Origin of the sequence: Micromonospora sp. NPDC005413 (assembly GCF_040606435.1) — a bacterium.
In the GTDB taxonomy this organism is placed as follows: domain Bacteria; phylum Actinomycetota; class Actinomycetes; order Mycobacteriales; family Micromonosporaceae; genus Micromonospora.
In genome coordinates this window covers 97,031-120,254 of sequence record NZ_JBEXEV010000017.1, presented here as the reverse complement: position 1 = coordinate 120,254, position 23,224 = coordinate 97,031, and the positions used below count along the sequence as shown (strand labels likewise).

The 23,224-nt window shown below is 72.7% G+C and carries 18 protein-coding genes and 1 pseudogene; 13 read left to right on the top strand and 6 right to left on the bottom strand.

What is annotated here, in order from left to right; genetic code table 11:
• Nucleotides 1–107: 107 nt before the first annotated feature.
• Together ABZS37_RS19360 and ABZS37_RS19355 are read right to left on the bottom strand one after the other, a co-directional pair.
• Nucleotides 108–863: an ABC transporter permease gene (locus ABZS37_RS19360; protein WP_355170691.1), complete on the bottom strand. Its 756-nt coding sequence runs from the start codon at nt 861–863 to the stop codon at nt 108–110.
• Between the two features lie 55 nt (nt 864–918).
• Complete coding sequence (locus tag ABZS37_RS19355; protein ID WP_355170689.1) at nt 919–1,674, bottom strand: ABC transporter ATP-binding protein; 756 nt, start codon at nt 1,672–1,674, stop codon at nt 919–921.
• A gap of 196 nt (nt 1,675–1,870) precedes the next feature.
• Between ABZS37_RS19355 and ABZS37_RS19350 the strand changes: the two are divergent.
• From ABZS37_RS19350 to ABZS37_RS19335, 4 genes and pseudogenes are all read left to right on the top strand, one after another.
• Nucleotides 1,871–2,557, top strand: a pseudogene (locus ABZS37_RS19350) (phosphoribosyl-AMP cyclohydrolase); the annotation flags it as partial.
• A 180-nt stretch (nt 2,558–2,737) separates the two neighbouring features.
• Nucleotides 2,738–3,169, top strand: a complete 432-nt coding sequence (gene hisI, locus ABZS37_RS19345) for a phosphoribosyl-AMP cyclohydrolase (RefSeq protein ID WP_355170705.1) — start codon at nt 2,738–2,740, stop codon at nt 3,167–3,169.
• A 116-nt stretch (nt 3,170–3,285) separates the two neighbouring features.
• On the top strand, nt 3,286–4,839 hold the full coding sequence (locus tag ABZS37_RS19340) for an anthranilate synthase component I (protein WP_355170687.1): 1,554 nt from the start codon (nt 3,286–3,288) through the stop codon (nt 4,837–4,839).
• Nucleotides 4,840–4,894: 55 nt separating this feature from the next.
• A complete protein-coding gene (locus ABZS37_RS19335; RefSeq protein ID WP_355170685.1) occupies nt 4,895–5,485 on the top strand; it encodes a Trp biosynthesis-associated membrane protein in 591 nt (196 codons plus the stop codon).
• 28 nt (nt 5,486–5,513) lie between these two features.
• On the opposite strand, the gene ABZS37_RS19330 is transcribed toward ABZS37_RS19335, so the two are convergent.
• The gene (locus ABZS37_RS19330; protein WP_355170683.1) at nt 5,514–5,783 is read right to left on the bottom strand and encodes a hypothetical protein; all 270 of its coding nucleotides are present in this window, start codon (nt 5,781–5,783) and stop codon (nt 5,514–5,516) included.
• Nucleotides 5,784–6,269: 486 nt separating this feature from the next.
• Between ABZS37_RS19330 and trpC the strand changes: the two genes are divergently transcribed.
• The 3 genes from trpC to trpA are packed head-to-tail and all read left to right on the top strand — an operon-like array spanning nt 6,270 to nt 9,154.
• A complete protein-coding gene (gene trpC, locus ABZS37_RS19325; protein ID WP_354994972.1) occupies nt 6,270–7,073 on the top strand; it encodes an indole-3-glycerol phosphate synthase TrpC in 804 nt (267 codons plus the stop codon).
• A gap of 37 nt (nt 7,074–7,110) precedes the next feature.
• Nucleotides 7,111–8,349 (top strand): tryptophan synthase subunit beta, encoded by a 1,239-nt coding sequence (gene trpB / locus ABZS37_RS19320; protein WP_355170681.1) that lies wholly within the window; start codon nt 7,111–7,113, stop codon nt 8,347–8,349.
• 1 nt (nt 8,350) lies between these two features.
• Entirely contained in the window at nt 8,351–9,154 is an 804-nt protein-coding gene (trpA, locus tag ABZS37_RS19315; protein WP_355170679.1) for a tryptophan synthase subunit alpha, read from the top strand.
• A 102-nt stretch (nt 9,155–9,256) separates the two neighbouring features.
• Here the strand turns inward: trpA and ABZS37_RS19310 are convergent, their stop codons facing one another.
• Nucleotides 9,257–9,934 carry an NUDIX hydrolase gene (locus tag ABZS37_RS19310; RefSeq protein ID WP_355170677.1) on the bottom strand — a complete coding sequence of 226 codons (678 nt, stop codon included), beginning with the start codon at nt 9,932–9,934 and terminating at the stop codon, nt 9,257–9,259.
• A gap of 102 nt (nt 9,935–10,036) precedes the next feature.
• Here ABZS37_RS19310 and lgt point away from each other — a divergent pair, with 102 nt between their 5' ends.
• Nucleotides 10,037–11,224, top strand: a complete 1,188-nt coding sequence (gene lgt / locus ABZS37_RS19305) for a prolipoprotein diacylglyceryl transferase (protein WP_355170675.1) — start codon at nt 10,037–10,039, stop codon at nt 11,222–11,224.
• Between the two features lie 15 nt (nt 11,225–11,239).
• On the top strand, nt 11,240–12,427 hold the full coding sequence (locus ABZS37_RS19300) for an NAD(P)/FAD-dependent oxidoreductase (protein WP_355170673.1): 1,188 nt from the start codon (nt 11,240–11,242) through the stop codon (nt 12,425–12,427).
• Nucleotides 12,428–12,445: 18 nt separating this feature from the next.
• Here the strand turns inward: ABZS37_RS19300 and ABZS37_RS19295 are convergent, their stop codons facing one another.
• Nucleotides 12,446–13,291 (bottom strand): GNAT family N-acetyltransferase, encoded by an 846-nt coding sequence (locus tag ABZS37_RS19295; protein WP_355170671.1) that lies wholly within the window; start codon nt 13,289–13,291, stop codon nt 12,446–12,448.
• 144 nt (nt 13,292–13,435) lie between these two features.
• On the opposite strand from ABZS37_RS19295, the gene gltB reads away from it, so the two are divergent.
• The 3 genes from gltB to ABZS37_RS19280 all read left to right on the top strand — a co-directional run bounded on the left by gltB (nt 13,436) and on the right by ABZS37_RS19280 (nt 20,367).
• Nucleotides 13,436–18,148, top strand: a complete 4,713-nt coding sequence (gene gltB, locus ABZS37_RS19290) for a glutamate synthase large subunit (protein WP_355170669.1) — start codon at nt 13,436–13,438, stop codon at nt 18,146–18,148.
• Entirely contained in the window at nt 18,141–19,685 is a 1,545-nt protein-coding gene (locus ABZS37_RS19285) for a glutamate synthase subunit beta (RefSeq protein ID WP_355170667.1), read from the top strand. The genes gltB and ABZS37_RS19285 overlap by 8 nt, the downstream gene beginning before the upstream one ends.
• 139 nt (nt 19,686–19,824) lie before the next feature.
• The gene (locus ABZS37_RS19280) at nt 19,825–20,367 is read left to right on the top strand and encodes a hypothetical protein (RefSeq protein ID WP_355170665.1); all 543 of its coding nucleotides are present in this window, start codon (nt 19,825–19,827) and stop codon (nt 20,365–20,367) included.
• Between the two features lie 204 nt (nt 20,368–20,571).
• Here the strand turns inward: ABZS37_RS19280 and ABZS37_RS19275 are convergent, their stop codons facing one another.
• Nucleotides 20,572–22,104: a M1 family metallopeptidase gene (locus ABZS37_RS19275; RefSeq protein ID WP_355170663.1), complete on the bottom strand. Its 1,533-nt coding sequence runs from the start codon at nt 22,102–22,104 to the stop codon at nt 20,572–20,574.
• Between the two features lie 202 nt (nt 22,105–22,306).
• Between ABZS37_RS19275 and ABZS37_RS19270 the strand changes: the two genes are divergently transcribed.
• Entirely contained in the window at nt 22,307–23,104 is a 798-nt protein-coding gene (locus tag ABZS37_RS19270; RefSeq protein ID WP_355170661.1) for an SGNH/GDSL hydrolase family protein, read from the top strand.
• Nucleotides 23,105–23,224 lie beyond the last annotated feature (120 nt).

The following is a 23,224-nucleotide window of genomic DNA, read 5'->3' as shown; positions in this document are numbered from 1 at the left end:
TCGGGGGTGTGGGTGTGGCTGGGTCGCGGGCGGGCCCGCCGCTTCACCGCCACCTGGTTGGTCCCCGGGGGGGGGGGTTGGGCCGGCCGGCCCACGGCGCCGCAGTTTCAGCCGCTACGCCGGCGCAGGGTGGCCGCCGCGAGCACCAGCGCCAGCACCACCGAGCCGAGCACCACCGCCACGTCCCGCCACATCCTGCCGGTCGGCTCGGCGTGGGCGCCGACCTCCTGCAACGCCTCGATGGCGTACGACAGGGGGAAGGCGTCACTGAGCGCCTGGAGCCAGCCGGCCATCTGGTCGCGGGCCACGAACAGCCCGCAGAGCAGCAGTTGGGGGACGACGACGACCGGCAGGAACTGTACTGCCTGGAACTCGGTGCGGGCGAAGGCGCTGCAGAGCAGCCCGAGCGCGACGCCGAGCACGGCGTCGATGACCGCGATCCCGATCACCAGACCGACACTGCCCGCCGTGTGCAGATCGAAGATCCAGTACGCCACACCGGCGGCGACCGCGGCCTGCACGGCGGCGGCCAGCCCGAACGCGATGCCGTACCCGAAGAGCAGGTCCAGCTTGCCCAGCGGCGTGGTGAGCAGCCGCTCCAGGGTGCCGGAGGTGCGCTCCCGGAGCATGGCGATGCTGGTCACCAGGAACATGATCACGAACGGGAAGATGCCCAGCATCACCAGCGCGATCCGGTCGAACGTCGTCGGCTGCCCGGGTGGGGTCGGCTGGTCGGCGTACATGAAGTAGACCAGGGTGAGCAGGGCGGCCGGCACCACCACGAGCAGCGCGATGGTCCGCCGGTCGTGCCGGAGCTGACGCAGGATGCGGCCCGTGGTGGCCGCCAGGATCCGCAGGTTCACGATCGCTCCTTGGTTTGCGACTGCGGGGCTCGCAAGCCCGGCTGACTCCTCGCGCTCACGATGCCTCCGGTCCCGTCGTCGCGTCGATGGTGTTGGGACCGGGCTCGCCGGCCCGGATCAGTCGCAGGAACGCCTCGTCGAGGTCGTCCACGCCGGCGGCGGCGCGGATCGCGGCCGGGCTGTCGTCGGCGATCAAACGCCCCTGGCGGATCAGCAGCAGCCGGTCGCAGCGGGCCGCCTCGTCCATCACGTGGCTCGACACCAGCAGGGTGGTGCCGGCTGCGGCCATCGCGTGGAACTGGGCCCACAGGTCGGCCCGCAGCACCGGGTCCTGACCGACGGTCGGCTCGTCGAGGATGACCAGCTCCGGCTCCCCGACCAGGGCGCAGGCCAGGGAGGCCCGGCTGCGTTGACCGCCGGACAGGGTGGCGACCAGTTGGCCAGCCGCCTCGGCCAGCCCGACGTCGCTGATCGCCCGGTCGGCCTCGACGCGACCCCGCCCGTGCAGGGCCGCGAAGTAGCGGGCGTTCTCGCGGACGGTCAGGTCCGCGTAGACGCTCGGCGCCTGGGTCAGGTAGCCCACCTGGTGCCGCAGCGCGGGGGCGCCCGCCGGTTGACCCAGCACGGTGACCGTCCCGCCGCTGAGCACCTGCACCCCGACCACCGCGCGCATGAACGTGGTCTTGCCGCTGCCACTGGGGCCGAGCAGCCCCGTGACGGCGCCACGCGGGACGCGGCAGCTGATGCCGTCCAGCACCCGCCGCCCGCCCCGGTCGACAACCAGGTCGCGGACGGCTATCGCGTCGTCCATTCCGCACCTCCAAGGAAACTCATCACGTGTTGAACTCAACGCTAGATGAAATGCTGCTGCCGGTGCAACGGTCAGCACCGACGGTCGGACCGGCTACCGTTGCGCCGAGCGCGAGAACGGGCAGTAGGCTCCGGACCGGACACCAGGTCCGCCAACGGGCATTGCGCGCTGATCGGACGTACGGCACGATGGCGCGGTGGGTCACGCTCCGTTACCGGATAGCGGTTTTCTTGAGGACTGGGCCGCGCGGTTGCGGCAGGCCGCCGAGCGGCCGGTCGTCGGCATCCTGCTGCGCGGCAGTCACGCCCGCCGCGCCGCCACCGCACACAGCGACGTGGATCTCGACGTGCTGGTCGGCGGCGCCCCGTACGCCGCCCGGCGCGCGTACCTGGCCGAATCCGCAGGCCGGGTCACCCACGTCTCGGTGGCCGCCCACGACGTGCGCTCCTGGGTGCACCGACTCGGCGAGCCGGCGGACTGGGCGTTCGGGCTGCCGGTCACCGCACCGGCGCGACTGCTCTGGGCCGACCCGCACTGGCGGCCCCGGATCGACCTGCCGGTGCTCTGCCAGCCCGCCGAGCCACCCCGACTCGAAGAGCTGATCGCCTCGCTGGGTAAGGCCGCCGCCGCGCGGGCCGCCGACGACCGTCCCGGGGTCCGGCTCGCCGTCGCCGACCTGGCCCGGCTCTGCCCATCGGTCCTGCGCCCGGCCAACCCGTCGGTGCGGGTCCACTCCCGCCGGGCGGCCTTCGCGGCGGCCCTGGAACTGCCGGTGGCCCCACCCGGTTACCGGGCGGACATGCTGCTCTGCCTCGGGCTTCGCCCGGGTGCCACCGGCCAGCTCTGGGCCGCCGCCGTCCGGCTGGTCACCGGCACACTGCCCTTGATCCGACCGTACGCCGAGGAGATCGCCGACACGGCCGGCGCGGACCTGGCCGCCGCCCTGGTCGACGGCCGGCTGGACCGCTACGTGGCCCAGCTGGCCCGGCCCGCCGGGCTCCCGCCGCAGCCCCTGCGGGAGCGGTCGCCGGTGCCCGCGCCGCGTGCGGGACAATTGGTCACTGTGCCCGTACCTGACGCGCCGGTGACCGGCGTTCCCAGCGATCCGACCGGTCCGGCCGCGCCCGTGCCGGCCCGTCCGTCCCGGCTCGACCCCGCCGTCGCGGCCCGCCTGCGCCGCACCCCCGACGGTCTGGTAGCCGCCGTGGTCCGCGCGCACGACACCGGCGAGGTCCTGATGGTCGCCTGGATGGACGACGAGGCGCTACACCGCACCCTCACCACCGGCCGGGCCACCTACTGGTCGCGCAGCCGACGCGAGTACTGGGTCAAGGGCGCCACCTCCGGGCACCACCAGTACGTCCGCTCGGTCGCGCTGGACTGCGACGGGGACGCGCTGCTGGTGAGCGTGGACCAGGTCGGCGCCGCCTGCCACACCGGGCACCGGACCTGCTTCTTCACCGAGCTTCCCGTCACCGCCCCGGAGTCTCTGTGAGCGCGAGGAGTGCGGCGCAGCGGAGCCCTGCAGTCGCGAACGAAAGGCAGGCTCTGTGAGCGCGAGGAGTGCGGCGCGGCGGAGCCCCGCAGTCGCGAACGAAAGGGAGCTCGCCCATGACTGACGGCACCGTCAGCCCCGACCTGGCCACCTTCACCGAGCTGGCCGTCCACTGGCGGGTGGTGCCGGTCACGCGGCGGCTGCTGGCCGACGCGGAGACCCCGGTCGGGGTCTACCGGAAGCTGGCCGGTGGGCCGGGCACGTTCCTGTTGGAATCGGCTGAGCAGGGCGTCGGCTCGGCCGGCATGGCCTGGTCGCGGTACTCGTTCATCGGCGTACGCAGCAGCGCGACCCTCATCGAGCGGGACGGGGTGGCGACCTGGCTCGGCCAGCCGCCGGCCGGGCTGCCCACTGAGGGTGACCCGGTGCGGGTGCTGCGGGAGACGGTGGCGGCGCTGGCCGGGCCGGTCGGGGACCCGTCCGACGGCCTGCCGCCGCTGACCGGGGGGATGGTCGGCTACCTCGGCTACGACCTCATCCGCCGCTTCGAGCGGCTGCCCGAGCTGACCGAGGACGACCTGGGCGTGCCGGAGCTGGGCATGATGCTCGCCACCGACCTGGTGGTGCTCGACCATTACGACGGCTCGGCGATCCTGGTCGCCAACGCGGTGCTGCCGCCGCTGGACGCCCCGGACCGCGCCCCGCAGGTCGCCGCCGCGTACCACCACGCGGTCGGCCGGCTGGACGCCATGACCACCGCGCTGTCCCGGCCCATCCCGCCGATGATCTCCACCGTCGAGCGTCCCCCAGCCGGGGAGGTGCTCTGCCGTACGCCCGACGGCGGTTACCCGAAGGCGGTGGAGGCCGCCAAGGAGGCGATCCGGGCCGGCGAGTGCTTCCAGATCGTGCTCTCCCAGCGCTTCGAGCGGTCGACCCACGCCGACCCCCTGGACGTCTACCGGGTGCTGCGCACCAGCAACCCCAGTCCGTACATGTACCTGCTGCGCTTCGACGGGTTCGACATCGTCGGCTCGTCCCCGGAGGCGCACCTGAAGGTCACCGGCTCTGCGGACGGGCGGCGCCGCGCGCTGCTGCACCCGATCGCCGGCACCCGGCCGCGCGGCGGCACCCCCACCGCCGACGCCGCGCTCGCCGCGGAGCTGCTAGCCGACCCGAAGGAGCGGTCCGAGCATGTGATGCTGGTCGACCTGGGCCGCAACGACCTGGGCCGGGTCTGCCAACCCGGCAGCGTCGAGGTGCCCGAGTTCGCCACGGTCGAGCGGTACAGCCACGTCATGCACATCGTCTCCACCGTCACCGGCACGCTGCGTGACGACCAGACCGCGTTCGACGCGCTCGCCGCGACCTTCCCGGCCGGCACGCTCTCCGGTGCGCCCAAGGTGCGGGCCATGGAGATCATCGAGGAGCTGGAGCCGGTCCGCCGTGGCCTCTACGGCGGCACGGTCGGCTACTTCGGCTTCGGCGGCGACCTGGACATGGCGATCGCCATCCGCACCGCGCTCATCCGCGACGGCCGCGCCTACGTGCAGGCCGGGGCTGGGGTGGTCGCCGACTCGGACCCGGCCGCCGAGGACGAGGAGACGCGGAACAAGGCCGCGGCCGTGCTGGCGGCGATCGCCGCCGCCGAAACGTTGCGGCCGGCTCGGTGAGCGCGAGGAGTGCAGCGCAGCGGAGCCCCGCAGTCGCGAACGAAGGGCCAGCCCGTTGAGTAGCGGAGAGCGGTCCGCGGTGGGCCGGCGCGAGTTGACGTACGCCGTGTTGCTCTGCCTGGCCGGCGCGGGCCTGGCGCTCTGGGCGGCGACGCGGAGCTGGTCGGTCGAGCTGACGGTGCGTCCGGCGCCGCTGCCGCCGGTGCGGGACACCCGTAGCGGTGCCGCCCTGCTGCCCTGGCTGCCGGCGTTGGCCCTGGTGACCCTGGCCGGCGGTGGCGCGGTGCTGGCCACCCGGGGCCGACCGCGGCGGGTGCTCGGCGTACTGCTCGGCGCGTTCGGTCTGGCCGTGGCGGCCGGCGGTGGGTACGGGCTGGTTGCCGACGTCGACGGCTCGGTGAGTCGGCAGTGGCCGGCGCTCTGCCTGCTCGGCGGTCTGTTGGCCGCCGCGGGCGGCTTGTGGACCGCGCTGCGCGGCGGCGGCTGGCCGGCGATGGGCGCCCGGTACGAGCGGCCGGTGCGGACCGCTCAGGAGCCCGCGTCGGCACCGGTCGATCCGGCGGGACCGCCGGCCCCGATGGCCGGGCGGCGGACCACCGAGGCATGGAACGCGCTGGACCGGGGCGAGGACCCGACGGAGGACTGACGCGACGATCAGTGCCGCCGACGGGGTGTCAGCCGACTGGCTGACGCTCCCGCTGGAGGCTGCGACTGGCGGCGCGGGCGGCGGTCAGCTCGGCCACCAGGCGGTTCAGCTCGGCGCGCTGGTCGGCGCGGGCCCGGTCGGCGCAGACCGCCTCCCAGGCGTTGCCGCGCGCGGTCCGCATCCGTTCCTCGCCCACCACGGCTCGCTCCAACGTGTGCACCACCCCGACGGCGAGCGACGCCACCGTCCGCGAGATGGTGGTCAGCCCGATGTTCGGGTGGGGCTCGGTAATGCTCATGGTCACCTCGCACGAGGAGTTGCGACGGTCGGGGCAGGCGCGCCATCGAGTCTGCCCGAGGACGATGCTGGCCTGCTGACGTTTCGCCGTCATGACCGCCCGGTCAACTGTCTCGCCTCGGCCGTGGCCAGGGACCGTCCGTTCGGCCTTGAGCTTGCTCACAGCATCGATCGTTGTCGCTGTCACCGCGCGCCGGCCAGGAACTGATGGCATGATCGATGGATCGGCCCGGTCTGGCCGGGGCCGCCAGGCTCCTACCGCGTGACGTTGGTCGATACCGGAGGTGGCGCTGCGTGACATACCGTTCACGGCAAGTCGGCCATTATGCCGCAGCCCTATTCGTGAGCAGCGCCATACCCCCGCCGCCCGGCGTCGGTCGGCTGCCCCTAGCATCGGCCCATGACGCCCGGAGAGGGGAGTCCGTTGGTGACTGCTGAGCATGCGCACGCGGAGGGGGACGACGCCGGTCAGGCAGCGTCCGTAAGCGTGCTCGACGAGATCCTGGCTGGCGTGCGTGAGGACGTCGCCCGTCGCCAGGAGGAGGTTCCGCTGGAGCGGATCCGTGAACTGGCAGCGGCGGCGCCGCCGCCGCTGGACGCGTACGCGGCGCTGCGCAAGCCCGGCGTGGCCGTGATCGCCGAGGTGAAGCGCTCGTCGCCGTCCAAGGGCCGGCTGGCCGAGATCGCCGATCCGGCCGATCTCGCCGCCGACTACGCGGCCGGTGGGGCGCGGGCGATCAGCGTGCTGACCGAGGGGCGCTGGTTCGGCGGCTCACTGGACGACCTGGCGGCCGTCCGGGCCGCGGTCACCGTGCCGGTGTTGCGCAAGGACTTCGTGGTCTCCAGCTACCAGGTGCACGAGGCGCGTGCGCATGGCGCCGACCTGGTCCTGCTGATCGTCGCCGCGCTCGAGCAGAACGTGCTGATGGGCCTGCTGGAGCGAATCGAGTCGCTGGGCATGACCGCGCTGGTCGAGGTGCACGACGAGGAAGAGGCCGATCGCGCTCTGGAGGCCGGCGCGCAGGTGATCGGGGTCAACGCCCGTGACCTGCGTACCCTGGAGGTCGACCGGTCGGTGTTCGAGCGGATCGCGCCCGGCCTGCCCAGCAGCGTCGTCAAGATCGCCGAATCTGGCGTTCGCGGCCCGCACGACCTGATCCGGTACGCCTCCGCGGGCGCCGACGCGGTCCTCGTGGGCGAGGGCCTCGTCACCCAGAAGAGCCCTCGCGAGGCGGTCGCTGAGCTGGTCAACGCCGGTAATCACCCGGCAACGCCCCGGCCGGTGCGCTGACCCGCGCCGGTGTGACGTCCCACCGAGAGGATTTCCGATGAGCGCCGACGCGCTGGCCCAGGTGGCCGGCCCGCAGCCCGACTCCGCCGGCCACTTCGGCCGCTTTGGCGGTCGGTTCGTCCCCGAGGCCCTGGTGGCCGCGCTGGACGAGCTCGACGGGGCGTGGCGCACGGCGATGACGGACGAGTCCTTCCGGGCGGAGTTCGCCGCGCTGCTGCGCGACTACGCGGGCACGCCGTCGCTGCTCTACGAGGCTCGGCGGTTCTCGGCGAAGGTCGGCGCGCGGGTGCTGCTCAAGCGCGAGGACCTCAACCACACCGGGGCGCACAAGGTGCGCAACGTGCTCGGTCAGGCGCTGCTCACCAAGCGGATGGGCAAGACCCGGGTGATCGCGGAGACCGGTGCCGGCCAGCACGGTGTGGCCACCGCGACCGCCGCCGCCCTGTTCGACCTGGAATGCGTGGTCTACATGGGCCAGGTCGACACCGAGCGGCAGGCGCTCAACGTGGCCCGGATGCGGATGCTCGGCGCCACCGTCGTCCCGGTCACCAACGGTTCGCGCACCCTCAAGGACGCGATGAACGAGGCGATGCGCGACTGGGTGGCCAACGTCGACGAGACGCACTACCTGATCGGCACCGCCGCCGGCCCGCACCCGTTCCCGGCGATGGTCCGCGACTTCGTCCGGGGCATCGGTGACGAGGCCCGCCAGCAGTGCCTCGACCTCACCGGCGCGCTGCCGGACGCGGTCACCGCCTGCGTCGGCGGCGGCTCCAACGCCCTGGGCATCTTCCACGCCTTCGTCGGCGATGAGGACGTGCGGCTGTACGGCTTCGAGGCCGGCGGCGACGGGGTGACCACCAGCCGGCACGCGGCCAGCATCACCGGCGGGTCGGCGGGCGTGCTGCACGGCGCCCGCACCTACGTGTTGCAGGACGCCGACGGGCAGACCCTGGAGTCGCACTCGATCTCCGCAGGCCTGGACTACCCGGGCGTCGGGCCCGAGCACGCCTGGCTGCACGACACCGGCCGGGCCAACTACCTGCCGGTCACCGACGACGAGGCGATGGCCGCGTTCGAGCTGCTCTGCCGCACCGAGGGGATCATCCCGGCGATCGAGAGCGCGCACGCGCTCGCCGGCACTTTGACGCTGGCCCCGAAGCTCGCCGCCGAGTTGGGCCGGGAGCCCACCATCGTGGTCAACCTGTCCGGGCGGGGCGACAAGGACGTGCACACCGCCGGCGACTACTTCGGCATCCTCGACAAGGAGCGGTGAAATGAGCCGGATCGGGGTGGCCTTCGACAAGGCCCGCGCCGACGGACGGGCACTGCTGGTCGGCTGCATGCCGGCTGGTTTCCCGACCGTCGAGGGCAGCATCGCCGCGATGATCGCCATGGTCAAGGCCGGCGTCGACGTCATCGAGGTGGAGATCCCCTACTCCGACCCGGTGATGGACGGGCCGGTCATCCAGAAGGCCAGCGACATCGCGCTGGCCGGGGGCGTACGCACGGCGGACACGCTGCGCATCATCGAGGCGGTGGCGGCCACCGGAGCGCCGGTGGTCACCATGACCTACTGGAACCCGGTCGAGCGTTACGGCGTGGACGTGTTCGCCCGTGATCTCGCCGCTGCCGGTGGCACCGGTCTGATCACCCCCGACCTCATCCCTGACGAGGCCGACGAGTGGCTGGCCGCCTCGGACGCGCACGGACTGGACCGCACGTTCCTGGTTTCGCCGTCGTCCACCGATGCCCGGCTCGCGATGACCGTGGAGCACTGCCGCGGCTTCGTCTACGCGACCGCAGTCATGGGTGTGACCGGCGCCCGGGCGCGTACCTCCGACGCCGCGCCGACGCTGGTCTCCCGGGCCCGGGCGGTCACCGACCTGCCGATCGGTGTCGGTCTTGGCGTGGGCACCGGTGCGCAGGCCGGTACCGTCGCCGGGTACGCCGACGGGGTGATCGTGGGCAGCGCGCTGGTCCGGTGCATGCTCGACGCGCCCACCGAGGCGGAGGGGCTGGCCGCCCTGCGGACCCTCAGCGCCGAACTCGCCGAAGGCGTCCGCACCCCCACGCGCTGAGCCCTTCGGCCGCCGTGTGCTTCGGCGCTGTGCGCGTCGGGGCCTGTCTGTCCGGTGAGCGTTATACCTGTGAGTCATATCTATGCCTCACCGGTATAGCGCTCAACCGGATGGATGCCCGGCCGGCGGGGGGCGTCCGGGAACGGGTGATGGGTGGTCCAGGGCCGGCGAACGTCCTGGTACGTCTGCCTCGGCCCGTTGCTCCGGTGGCTGCCCCCCATCCGACTGCCCGTCGTGGCCCGTCCTCGCCTGCCCGTCGTGGCCGGTCGGAGGACTGGTCTTCACGGCGAGGCGCGCTGCCGGCGGCGGCGCGGGGTTGATGGTCCCGGGTGTCCACCTCGTGTCGCGGAGCACGCCGGAGCGACCGGCGATCGCGTCGGTGACGGCGGCCCGGGTGAGCGGGGTGACCGACTCGGGCAGCGCGGCGGGGGCGTGCCAGGACAACCGGCAGCCCGGCGGCGGGTCGGCCGTCGGTCGGCAATCGGCGGCGCGGGCCCGGAACACGTGCACGAGGACGTCCGGTAGCGGCCCGGCGCCTCCGGCCGGCGTTCTCCCCGTGGGGCCGGTCAGGTGGTAGACGCCGATCAGGTCGACCAGCTCGATGTCCCAGCCAATCTCGGCGCGGATGTCCCGCAGGGCCGCCCGCACCGGGCTCTCGGCGGGGCGCAGTCGCCCGCCGGGTAGCGCGTAGCGGCGCTCGCCCCGGCCCTGCTGGCAGAGCAGAACCCGGCCGGTGTCGTCGGTGACGACTGCGGCGACCGCCCAGGTGAGCGCACTCATGGACAAAGAGCGTACGGCGGCGCAAACCAGAAGTCACCGAGATGCGCGCTCCAGTGGCCCGGGGTGCCGCTGCGGGGGTGTGCAGCGGTAGCGTGTGCACCCGTGACCCTCGTCTCGCTGTCCCCCCAGGCGGCCCTTCCCAGTCCCAGCACCGCGGTCTGGCAGCTCGGGCCGGTGCCGATCCGGGCGTACGCGCTCTGCATCATCGCCGGCATCGTGCTGGCCTGCTGGGTGACGGAGCGTCGGCTGCGGCAGCGCGGCGTCGCGCCCGGCGCGGTGCTCGACATCGCCGTGTGGGCGGTGCCCGCGGGCATCATCGGCGCCCGGATCTACCACGTGATCACCTCACCGGAGAAATACTTCGGCGCCGGCGGTGAGCCGATGAAGGCGTTCGCCATCTGGGAGGGCGGTCTCGGCATCTGGGGCGCGGTCGCCGGTGGCGCACTCGGTGCCTGGATCGCGGCCCGGCAACTCGGCATCCCGTTCGGCGTGGTGGCCGACGCGCTGGCACCCGGGCTGCCGCTGGCCCAGGCGGTCGGTCGGCTCGGCAACTGGTTCAACAACGAGCTCTTCGGCGGCCGGACCACCCTGCCGTGGGGCCTGGAGATCCACCGGATGGACCCGGACAATCCGGGGCACGCGCTGCGTGACGACGCCGGGCAGCCGATCCTCGAACCGGGCCTGTACCAGCCGACCTTCCTCTACGAGGCGCTGTGGAACCTTGGCGTGGTCGCCCTGGTCCTCATCCTGGACCGACGGCTGAAGCTGGGCCGGGGCCGGGCGTTCGCGCTCTACGTGATGGGCTACACCGTCGGCCGGTTCTGGATCGAGCTGATGCGCACCGACGAGGCCAACCAGATCCTCGGTGTCCGGCTCAACGTCTGGACCGCCGGCCTGGTCTTCCTCGGCGCGTTGATCTACTTCGTACGGGTGCGTGGCCCCCGGGACTACCTGATCCCGCTCGGCGCGGCGGCGACGCCGACCCCGCCCACTACGTCCGACCTGTCCCAGGTCGATCTCTCCGAGCGAGAGACCGCCGCGCGGGCCGCCGCGCCGGAGGGCTACCGAGTGGTCAGCGAGGAGCAGTACGCCGCCTGGCAGGACACCGGCGTCATGCCGCCCGATCCGGCCACCGACGAGGACTCCCGGCCGGGCGGCAGCGAGCCGCTCGATGAGGCGGCACCCGTCGACCGCCCGTCGACCGACGACGAGCCGGCGGACGACCCGTCGGCCTCCCGCGCGGACCGGGCCGACGCGGCCACCGCGCGGCCCGCCGACCGGGACAGCTGAGCGGAGGCGGCACCGATGCGAAGCGCGGTGGTGGTCGGCGCAGGGGTCGGTGGCCTCGCGGTGGCCGGCGCGCTGGCCCGCTCCGGCTGGCAGGTCACCCTGCTGGAACGCGCCGAACGGGTGCGCCCCGAGCCGACCGCCGTGGTGCTCTGGCCCAACGGAGTCCGCGCGCTGCAGGTCCTCGGCCTCGGCGCGGGCCTGGCTGCCATCGCCACCCCGTTACCCGACGGTGGCGTCCGTCGCCCGGACGGGCACTGGCTCGTGCAGCCCCGGCCCATCCCGGCCGACCGGATGCCGGTGGTGGTGCACCGCGAGGACCTGCACGACACGCTGATCGCCGGCCTCGGCGACCGGGTCGAGCTGCGTACCGGAGTGACCGTGCGACACGTCCGGGTCGAGCCGGGCGAGCGACCGGCGGTGAGCGACGGACGGCACACCATCGAGGCGGACCTGGTGGTCGCCGCCGACGGCACGGACAGCGGCATCCGCCGCCAACTCGCCCCCGAGTCCCGGGTGGTCAGCTCCGGATGCGCCGCATGGCGGGCCGTGATCCCCTGGTACCAGGCACCTCGGCTACCCGACGACCAGCCGCTGGCCGGCGAGGTCCTCGGCGCGGGTTACCGATTCGTGGCCGCGTCGCTGGGCGAGCGCGGCTCCTCGGGTGGGTCCACCCGGGGCGGCATCTATTGGGTGGCCACTGCCGCCGGCGCCCCCCGCCCGGAGCCGCCGGAAACCCAGCTCGCCCTGCTTCGGCGCTGGTACGCGGGCTGGCCGGCCCCCATTGGCGCACTGCTCGACGCCACCGATCCGGCCGACCTGGTCCAGCAGGAGGTCCGCGAGCTGCGTCCGCTGCCCCGTGCGTACGGCTTTCCGGTCGGGCCGGGCGGGGTGGTGCTGCTCGGCGACGCGGCGCACGCCATGCCGCCGCACCTCGGGCAGGGCGCCTGCCTCGCTTTCGAGGACGCCGCCACGCTCGCCTCTCTGCTGCGCGAGGCTCGACTGCCCGATGCCGTTCAGGCGTACGACCGGGTGCGCCGTCCCAGGGCCGCGACGGTGGTCCGGCAGACCCGACGCATGTCGGCGGTGCTCCAGACCCGGGGCCGGTTGGCGTTGCGTGCCCGGGACGCCGCACTCGGCAGAATCAATCCGCGGCTGCTCTCCAGTGCCGCAGCCTCCGCCGCCCAGTGGCGTCCCCCGGCCTGACCTCGGTCGCGGGAGGGGTCAGGGGATGAGGGCGGCGGGTTCGGCGATGCAGGCGGTGCCGATGCGGCGGAAGCCGACCCGCAGGTAGACCCGGGCGATCTCCTCGCTGCCCGCGGAGAGGAAGATCAGGTCGGTGCCGGCCGCAACCAGCTCCCGGGCAAGGGTGGCGGTGAGCGCGGCGCCCAGCCCTCGTCGCCGGGCGGCCGGCAGGGTGGCCACCCCGGCGATCTCCGCGACGTCGCCCACACGCATGGCCATGCCGCTGGCCAGCGCGCCCTCGGTCGGCGTACCGGCCAGCGCGGAGATCCGTCGACCGTCGACGATCCGGGCGCGCTCCTCGTCGAGCGCGGCCAGCTCGAGTTCGGTGACGGCGGCGTCCCGCTCGGCCGGGCCGGCCCCGCCGGGCGCGGTGCCGGCTGCGGCGAACGACACGGCTGCCACCGCACGCCGGGCGGCGACGTCGGCGGCGAAGCCGGGAGAGTCCGCCGCCAGCACCCGCACCGCCACGTCGGACAGCGTCGCCGGGTCGGGCAGCGCGGTCGGGTCGAGCACCATCAGCGGCGCTTCCAGCACGTTCAGCCCCGCCGAGCGGGCCACCGCCAACAGTTCGGGAGTCGTCTCGTGCACCCACTCGAAGGCTTCCGGCAGGCCCAGCTTCCGCTGCCGCTCGCGGACCGAGGTCACGTCGGCCAGCGAGGGCGGCTCGGTGGCGTCGATCCGAGGGCGGGCGTAGAACGGCCAGCCGGCGCCCTCTCGGACGAACAGCACCAGCCCGCCATGCTCCTCCACACCGACTACGTCGCGGGGCACCGCGTCGTAGAAGTGCTCCAACCGGTCGAAGATGTCCTTGTGTAGCGGATCCACCGCGCGAGACTACACGTCCCAGACTATGGACGGTGTGATCAATCTCAGGTGGCCGTGCGACCCGGACCCTAACGTAGACTCAATAGACCCACGGGCCGACGTCGTCCCCACCATGATCCAACCTGAGTGACGACAGGAGGCCCGGTGGCTCCGCCGTACCCGCACAAGTCACAGCCGTACCCGCACAGCCCGCAGCCGTCCCCCACGCCCGGCTCCCGTCCGCCCGCCCAGGGCCTCTACGACCCGGCGCAGGAGCACGACGCCTGCGGTGTGGCCTTCGTAGCGGACCTGCACGGCCGGCGTTCGCACGCGGTCGTCGCCAACGGGCTCGGCGCGCTCTGCCGGCTGGATCATCGGGGCGCGCGTGGCGCGGAGCCGAACACCGGAGACGGCGCGGGCATCATGATCCAGGTGCCCGACGCGTTCCTGCGCGCGGTGGCCGACGTCGCGCTTCCCCCGGCGGGCGAATACGCCACTGGGCTTGTCTTCCTCCCCGACAGCGATGCCGCCGAGGCGCGTGCCCGACGGGTGGTCGAGAAGTACGCGCTGGTCGAGGGGGCCGACGTGCTCGGCTGGCGGGACGTGCCGATCGACCCGAGTGAGCTCGGCGAGACCGCCGTGGCGGCGATGCCCCGGGTCCGGCAGCTCTTCCTGGCCGCGCACCGGCTCACCGACTCGCCCGATGGGCCGGCCGGTTCCGCCCTGCGGGGCACCGAGCTGGACCGGGTGGCGTTCTGCCTGCGCAAGCAGGCCGAACGGGAAACCGCCGAGCGGGGCGTGCCGGCGTACTTCCCGTCGCTGTCCAGCCGGACCATGGTCTACAAGGGAATGCTCACCCCCGACCAGCTGCCGGCGTTCTACCCCGACCTGCGCGACGAGCGGGTGGACAGCGCGATCGCGCTGGTGCACTCCCGCTTCTCCACCAACACCTTCCCGTCCTGGCCGCTGGCGCACCCGTACCGGTTCATCGCCCACAACGGCGAGATCAACACGATTCGTGGCAACCGCAACTGGATGCAGGCCCGCGAGGCGCTGCTGCGCTCACCGAACGTGCCAGGCAACATCCGGCGGGTCTTCCCGGTCTGCACCCCCGGCGCCTCCGACTCGGCGAACTTCGACGAGGTCCTGGAGCTGCTGCACCTGGCCGGGCGGAGCCTGCCGCACGCGGTGCTCATGATGATCCCCGAGGCGTGGGAGAACGACCCCGGCATGGAGCCGGCCAAACGAGCCTTCTACCGCTTCCACGCCAGCCTCATGGAGCCGTGGGACGGCCCCGCGTCGGTGGCCTTCACCGACGGCGACATCGTCGGCGCGGTGCTGGACCGCAACGGGCTGCGCCCGGGGCGCTGGTGGCAGACCGACGACGGGCTCGTGGTGCTCGGCTCCGAGGCGGGCGTGCTCGACCTCGACCCGGCCCACGTGGTCGCGAAGGGGCGGCTCCAGCCGGGCAAGATGTTCCTGGTCGACACCGTCGCCGGTCGGATCGTGCACGACGAGGAGATCAAGTCCGAGTTGGCCGCCGCGCAGCCGTACGGCGAGTGGCTGCACGCCGGGCTGATCGAGCTGAACGACCTGCCCGCCCGTGAGCACACCGTCTACACCCACGACTCGGTCCGTCGCCGCCAGCAGACCTTCGGCTACACGCAGGAGGAGCTGAAGATCCTGCTCGGGCCGATGGCCCGCACCGGCGCCGAGCCGCTCGGTTCGATGGGCACGGACACCCCGATCTCGCCGCTGTCCACCCGACCGCGGCTGCTCTACGACTACTTCCACCAGCTCTTCGCCCAGGTCACCAACCCGCCGCTGGACGCCATCCGCGAGGAGTTGGTGACCAGCCTGGCGTCGACGATCGGGCCGGAGGGCAACCTGCTCGACCCGGGTGCGGCGAGCTGCCGGCAGATCGTGCTGCCGCACCCGATCATCGACAACGACGAGCTGGCGAAGATCCTCTCCATCGACGATGACGGCGACCTGCCCGGCTTCAAGGCGGTCCGGGTCTCCGGTCTGTACCGCATCCGAGAGGGCGCCGCCGGGATCAAGGCACGGCTGACCGAGATCTGCCGACACGTCTCCGAGGCGATCGAGGACGGCGTACGCATCCTGGTGCTCTCCGACCGGGACTCCAACGCCGACCTGGCGCCGATCCCGTCGCTGCTGCTCACCGCCGCCGTGCACCAGCACCTGGTGCGTGAGCAGACGCGTACGCAGGCGGCGCTGATCGTGGAGTCCGGCGACTGCCGGGAGGTGCACCACGCGGCGGTCCTGATCGGCTACGGCGCTGCTGCGGTCAACCCGTACCTGGCGTTCGAGTCGGTGGAGGACCTGATCTCCACCGGCGTGCTGGCCGGCGTCGAACCCGCTGCCGCGGTCCGCAACTACGCCAAGGCGCTCGGCAAGGGCGTCCTGAAGATCATGTCGAAGATGGGCATCTCGACGGTCTCCTCGTACTGCGGGGCGCAGGTCTTCGAGGCGGTCGGCCTGGACACCCGGCTGGTCGAGCGCTACTTCCGGGGCACCCCCAGCCGCATCGGCGGGGTGGGGCTGGCGGGCGTGCACGCCGAGGTGGCTGCCCGGCACGCGCTGGCCTGGCCCCCGGCGGGCGCTGCGGCCTCCGACCGGTTGGAGGTCGGCGGCGAGTACCAGTGGCGCCGCGAGGGTGAGCTGCACCTGTTCAACCCGGAGACGGTCTTCCTGCTCCAGCACGCCACCCGCAGCCGGCAGTACGACGTCTTCCGGCAGTACACGGCGAAGGTCGACGCGCTCGCCGCGCAGGCCGGCTCGCTGCGCGGGCTGTTCACCCTGCGTACCGGGGTCCGCCCGGCGGTGCCGATCGAAGAGGTCGAGCCGGCCACCGAGATCGTCAAGCGGTTCGCCACCGGCGCCATGTCGTACGGGTCGATCTCCGCGGAGGCGCACGAGACGCTCGCCATCGCGATGAACCGCCTCGGCGGCAAGTCGAACACCGGCGAGGGCGGCGAGGACGTCGACCGGTTGCACGACCCGGCCCGCCGCTCGGCGGTCAAGCAGATCGCCAGTGGCCGGTTCGGTGTGACCAGCGAATACCTGGTCAACGCCGACGACCTCCAGATCAAGATGGCGCAGGGCGCCAAGCCGGGCGAGGGCGGTCAGCTCCCCGGCAACAAGGTCTGGCCCTGGATCGCCCGGACCCGGCACGCCACGCCGGGCGTGGGTCTGATCTCCCCGCCGCCGCACCACGACATCTACTCCATCGAGGACCTCGCCCAGCTGGTGCACGACCTGAAGTGCGTCAATCCGGCTGCCCGGGTGCACGTCAAGCTGGTCAGTGAGGTCGGCGTCGGCACTGTCGCCGCCGGGGTGGCGAAGCTCAAGGCGGACGTCATCCTGATCTCCGGTCACGACGGCGGCACGGGCGCTTCCCCGATGAACTCGCTGAAGCACGCCGGCACCCCCTGGGAGCTGGGGCTGGCCGAGGCGCAGCAGACGCTGCTGCTCAACAAGCTGCGCGACCGGGTCACCGTGCAGGTCGACGGCCAACTCAAGACCGGCCGGGACGTGCTGATCGCGGCGCTGCTCGGCGCGGAGGAGTTCGGCTTCGCGACCGCGCCGCTGATCGTCGCCGGCTGCGTGATGATGCGGGTGTGTCACCTGGACACCTGCCCGGTCGGCATCGCCACCCAGAACCCTGTGCTGCGGGAGCGCTTCACGGGCACCCCGGAGTTCGTGGAGAACTTCTTCCTCTTCCTCGCCGAGGAGGTCCGGGGATATCTTGCCGAGCTGGGCTTCCGGTCGATCGAGGAGGCGATCGGGCAGTCCGAGCTGCTCGACGTGGCCACGGCGGTGACGCACTGGAAGGCGCACGGGTTGGACCTCGCGCCTGTCCTGCACCTGCCGGAGCTGCCCGCCGGCGCTGCCCGACGTGGTGTCCGCGCCCAGGATCACGGCCTTGATCAGGCACTGGACAACGAGCTGATCGCGCTCGCCCGTTCGGCGCTCTCCGGTGGCTCGCCGACGCGGGTCGAGGTGGCGGTGCGCAACGAGCACCGCAGCGTCGGCGCGATGCTCGGCGGCGAGGTGACCCGCCGTTTCGGCGGTGCCGGCCTTCCCGAGGACACCATCGAGTTCGTGCTGCACGGCACGGCCGGGCAGTCGTTCGGCGCCTTCCTGCCGCGCGGGGTGACCCTGCGGTTGCACGGTGACGCCAACGACTACGTGGGCAAGGGCCTCTCCGGCGGGCGGATCATCGTGCGTCCGGACGCGGCCGCGCCGTTCCTCGACGCCGACGCCGAGCCGGGGCAGCGGGCCGAGGATCAGATCATCGCTGGCAACACCATCCTGTACGGGGCCACCGCGGGCGAGATCTTCCTGCGTGGTCGGGTGGGGGAGCGGTTCGCGGTGCGCAACTCCGGCGCGATCGCCGTGGTCGAGGGCGTCGGTGACCACGGCTGCGAGTACATGACCGGCGGCACGGTGGTGGTGCTCGGCGCGACCGGCCGTAACTTCGCGGCCGGCATGTCCGGCGGCACGGCGTTCGTGCACCACCTGGATCGCGCACGGGTCAACGCGGAGCTGGTCGACCTGGCGCCGCTGGGCGAGCAGGAGCAGACGCTGCTGCACGAGCTGGTCCAGCGGCACGTGGCCGAGACCGGGTCGGCGGTCGCTGAGGAACTGCTCAAGCGCTGGCCGGAGGCGGTGGCCGAGTTCACCGCGGTGGTGCCCCGCGACTACCGCCGGGTGCTGGAGATCATGCGGGCCGCCGAAGCCGCCGGCCGCGACGTCGACGACGCGGTGATGAAAGAACTGACACCGCCCACTGAGCCGGCGATGCCGGTGCCGCCCGCCCCGCGGGTGGCTGCCCAGGAGGTGGCACGTGCCTGACCCGAACGGTTTCCTGCGCTACGACCGGCGGCTGCCGGCCCGCCGCCCGGTGCCGGTGCGGATCAGCGACTGGCGTGAGGTGTACCCGCCGGCCGGCGAGGAACTGGTCCGCGAGCAGGCAACCCGCTGCATGGACTGCGGCATCCCGTTCTGCCACAGCGACACGGCCGGCTGCCCACTGGGCAACCGGATCCCGGACTGGAACGACCTGGTCCGCACCGGCAACTGGGACGCCGCGGTGGAGTCGCTGCACGCCACCAACAACTTCCCGGAGTTCACCGGTCGGCTCTGCCCGGCACCCTGCGAAGCGGCCTGCGTGCTGGGCATCGCCGGCGGCCAGCCGGTGACCATCAAGCAGATCGAGGTGGAGATCGCCGACGCCGCCGCGGCGCGCGGTCTCACCCCCCGCCCGGTGCCGGCGCCGTCCGGGCGGTCGGTCGCCGTCGTCGGTTCCGGGCCCGCCGGCCTGGCCGCCGCCCAGCAGTTGGCCCGCGCCGGTCACCTGGTGACGGTGTACGAGCGTGACGACGCGATCGGTGGCCTGCTCCGGTACGGCATTCCCGACTTCAAGCTGGAGAAGCGGCACGTCGACGCCCGTCTGGCCCAGCTGACCGCCGAGGGGGTGCGCTTCCGCACCGGCGTGAACGTCGGCGTGGACGTCACCGCCGAGCAGTTGCGCGTCGAACACGACGCGGTGCTGTTGGCCTGCGGCGCGTTGCAGGGCCGGGAAACCCCGGAAACCCCGGGTCGGGCGCTGCGGGGCGTACACCAGGCAATGGCGCATCTGGTCGCGGCGAATCGCGCGGTCGCCACGGCGGCCACCGATCAGCCGGGCGTCGCGGTCACCGGCGAAGGTCGGGCGGCCCGCGCGGTGCTGCCGGACGGCACCCCGATCGACGCGGCCGGCAAGCACGTGGTGATCATCGGTGGTGGTGACACCGCGGCCGACTGCCTCGGCGTCGCCCATCGGCAGGGCGCGGCGGGCGTGCACCAGCTCGACCTGTACCCGCAGCCGCCCCAGGCGCGCGACGAGGCACGGGATCCGTGGCCGACCTGGCCGTGGATCCTGCGTAGCTACCCGGCGCACGAGGAGGGTGGCGAGCGGGTCTTCGCCGTGGCGGTGCAGGAGTTCGTGGACGACGGCACCGGCCAGGTGCGGGCGGTGCGGATCGCCGAGGTGACCGTGGAGAAGCGCGACGGCCGGCGGTTCGTCACCGTGGTTCCGGGCTCGGAGCGGGAGTTACCGGCCGACCTGGTGCTGCTGGCGATCGGCTTCGAGGGCACCGAGCAGCAGCCGCTGCTGGCCCAGTTCGGCGTGACCCGTAATGCCCGGGGAGCCGTCGACGCCCGTGACGATTGGCAGACCGACGCCGACGGGGTGTTCGTCGCCGGTGACATGCACCGGGGTGCCTCGCTGATCGTCTGGGCCATCGCCGAGGGGCGTGCGGCGGCCGCCGCCATCCACGGCTATCTGGGTGGTGCCGGCGCGCTGCCGGCCCCGGTCGGCCCGGCCGCGCAGGCCCTCGCCGCTCGCTGATCTGAGGGCGTCACCAGACGCCGGCCCGCCCCGGGGTGCGGGCCGGCGCTGGGACGCGTGTTGCCGCTGAGACAGCGGTCACTCCCTGCGGCCCGCTCACGGGGCAGGACGATACGAAGATCATCGTTACGCTGCGGTGATGGATATCGAGGAGCGGCTACGGCGAACCCGTCGCTGGCTGTGGATCGTGCTGATCGGGCTCTTCCTGAGCGGTGTCACCGCGTTTCCGCTGGAGATCGAGGCGCGCTGGCTGCTGCGCGCACTGGATCCGCTCGCCGGTCACCTGCCGGCGCTGGTCGACTGGATCCAGCGGGTGCACACCGGGCTCGTGACTGCCGGCGAGGACTATCCGTTCCTGCTCTACGGCACCGACTGGTTGGCCTTCGCTCATCTGGTGCTGGCGGTGGCGTTCTGGGGGCCGCTGCGCGACCCGGTACGCAACGTCTGGGTGGTGCAGGTCGGCATGATCGCCTGCGCGGGCATCGTCCCGCTGGCGCTGATCTGCGGCCCAATCCGGGACATCCCTTGGTTCTGGACGCTCATCGACCTCTCGTTCGCGGTCGGGGCGTTCCCACCGCTCTGGTTCGCCTACCGGCACATCCGCGCCATCGAAGCGCGCACGGCCGGGCAGTCGGGTGACATGCCAGTGCCGGTGGGTGGATCCTCAGCGCAGACTCTCTGAGCTGCGCGACCGCCCGGCCTCCGCGAGGTGTGCGAGCCGGCCGGAGGATGCGCGGGGCTGGTGCTCGTCCGTGCCTGTCGAGCTGCCCCATATCTGGGTCGGCGACCCCATCCGTCCCGCCTCGAACGGGGTGGCCCGTCGCTTGTCGGCTGGGGTGCCGGGTTCGGCCGGGGGCGCCCCCGCGCCCCCGGCCGAACGTCTGGCTCAACGCTGGATGAGCTCGTGCGCCTCGCGGATCTTGGCCCAGGACTTCGGCTCGGTCGGCGGGGCGGCCTTGCGTGCGGCGGTGGCCACGTCGGGTTGGCCGGCGGTGAACAGCCAGGTGGTGAACAGGTCGTCCAGGTCCAGACCGGAGACCCGCTCGGCCAGTGCCTGGAACTGCGCGATGGTGCCGTTGCCGTGCCGGTGCTCGGCGGTCCAGGCCGGCAGGATCTCGAAGAACGCGTCGTCGCCAACCGCCAGCCGCAGCTGGTGCAGTGTCATCGCGCCCCGGTCGTAGACGGCGTCGTCGAAGACCCGGTCGGCACCCGGGTCGCCGGGCAGCACCTGCCAGAACTCCGAATCGGCCGGGTAGCTGGCGTAGGTGAAGTCGAACAGCTCCTTTGCGGTGCCCTCGCCCTGCTCCTCCGACCAGAGCCACTCGGCGTACGAGGCGAAGCCCTCGTTGAGCCAGATGTTGCGCCAGTCGGCCACCGAGACCGAGTCGCCGAACCACTGGTGGGCGTTCTCGTGCGCCACCACGTAGGTGTTGGCGCCGCGCCGCCAGAAGCCGGGGCCGTACACCGGTCGGGTCTGCGTCTCCAGCGCGAAGCCGATGCCGTCCACCGGCCCGGCCACGCCACCCTGCGCCTCGAACGGGTACGGGCCGAAGATCCCGCTCTCCCAGTCGACGATCTCGGCGGTGCGTTCGATGCTGGCCCGTGCGGCCGGCCCGAGCGCGCCCAGCGAGGTGCTGTACGCGTTGATCACCGGCTGGCCGCCCGGGGTGGTGTCGGTGACGATGTCGTACTGGCCGATGGCCATGAAGGCCAGGTAGGGCGCGGTGGGGGAGGTGGTCCGCCAGATCCAGCGGGTGCGGTTGCCGGCCTCGGCCAGCGGGGGCCGTGGCTGCACGCCGTTGCTGATCACCTCGACGCCGGTGGGCACCGACACGGAGATGTCGAAGGTGGCCTTGTCCAGTGGGTGGTCGTTGCTCGGGAACCACCACCACGCCGACTCGGGCTCGTTGACCGCGAGCGCCCCGTCGTCGGTACGCGTCCAGCCGGTGTAGCCGCCGACCAGGGTCTCCGACGGGATACCGCCGTAGCGCACCACGATGGTGAGCTGCTGGCCCCGGGTCACCGTGCGGGCCGGGCTGACCACCAGCTCGTGCGCGCCCGCCGTGCTGGTGCTCGCCGCCCAGCCGTTGACCCGCACCGACTCGACGTCGAGCAGGAAGTCCAGATTGAACCGGGAGAGGTCCTGTGTGGCGGTGGCGAGGATGGTGGTGGTGCCGGTGAGCAGGTCGGTCGCCGGGTCGTAGCGCAGCCGGACGTCATAGTGCTCGACGTCGTAGCCGCCATTGCCGTAGTCGGGGAAGTAGCTGTCGCCCAGCCCGGGTGCGCCGGGTTGCGGCGCGGCGGTGACGATGGGCCGGCCCCAGCCTGTCGGGGCGGCCTGGCCGGGGGTGCCGGCGAGCATGGTGCCGGCGGTGGTGAGGGTCAGGGCGGCGGTGGCCGCCGTGAGGACTCGTCGCACGAGGTGGACTCCCTCCATCGGGGTGTTCGCTCCGCCAACCTAATCGACAAATGTGAACCTCGCCGGCCCGCCGCGCGGTGTGGCCGCGCTATTCCATTGATGTAGATGTTTCGATAGCATTACCGCCTGGTAACAACCGTTCCACCCCTGGCCACGCGCGCGGTCGCAGGATCCCACCACCCCTGTTCTGTGGAGGTCCGTCATGCCCCACCGTCCGCTGGCCCGCGCCCTGGCTGCGCTGATCGCCATCTTCACGGCCGCCCTCGGCGCCGTGCTCGTGCCCGGCACCGCGCAGGCCGCCGCCGTCAACTACGTCGCGCTCGGCGACTCGTACTCCTCCGGCGTCGGCGCCGGCCCGTACGACCTGTCCGGCTGCCTCCGCAGTCAGAAGTCGTACGCCCCGCTCTGGGCGGCCGCCCACGGCGTGACCAGCTTCAACTTCAAGGCCTGCGGCGGTGCGGTCACCGCCGACGTGCTCAGCGACCAGGTCAGCGCGCTCAGCGCCAGCACCACCCTGGTCACCATCACCATCGGTGGCAACGACGCCGGCTTCGTCAACGTCATCACCAGTTGCCGGTTCGGTAGCACCTCGTCCTGCACCAACGCCGTCAACACGGCCAAGACCTTCGCCACCACGACGCTGCCCGCGCGGCTGGACGCCACCTACGCGGCCATCCGCAACCGGGCACCGAATGCCCGGCTGATCGTCCTCGGCTACCCGCGACTGTTCGAGACGACCTCCTGCGGTTGGCTGGCGATGAGCACCTACAAGCGCACCATCCTCAACGAGGCCGCCGACGCGCTCGCCTCGGTCACGGCTGCCCGGGCCAACGCGGCCGGCGCCACCTTCGCCGACACCCGGCGCTACTTCGCCGGGCACGGCGTCTGCGCCGGCGACCCGTGGATCAACGACATCTCCGGGATCATCGAGGCGTACCACCCGGACGCCGACGGCTACCGCTACGGCTACCTGCCGGCGCTGAACGCGGTCACCGGCTAATCGGACCGGCACCACCGGATCCGTACTCGTACCCGCACCGGCCGGCGGCCGAGCGTCCCCTGTGGGCGCTCGGCCGCTGGCCGGCATCGCGTCTGTACCCGATGCGTCACACTGAGTGGA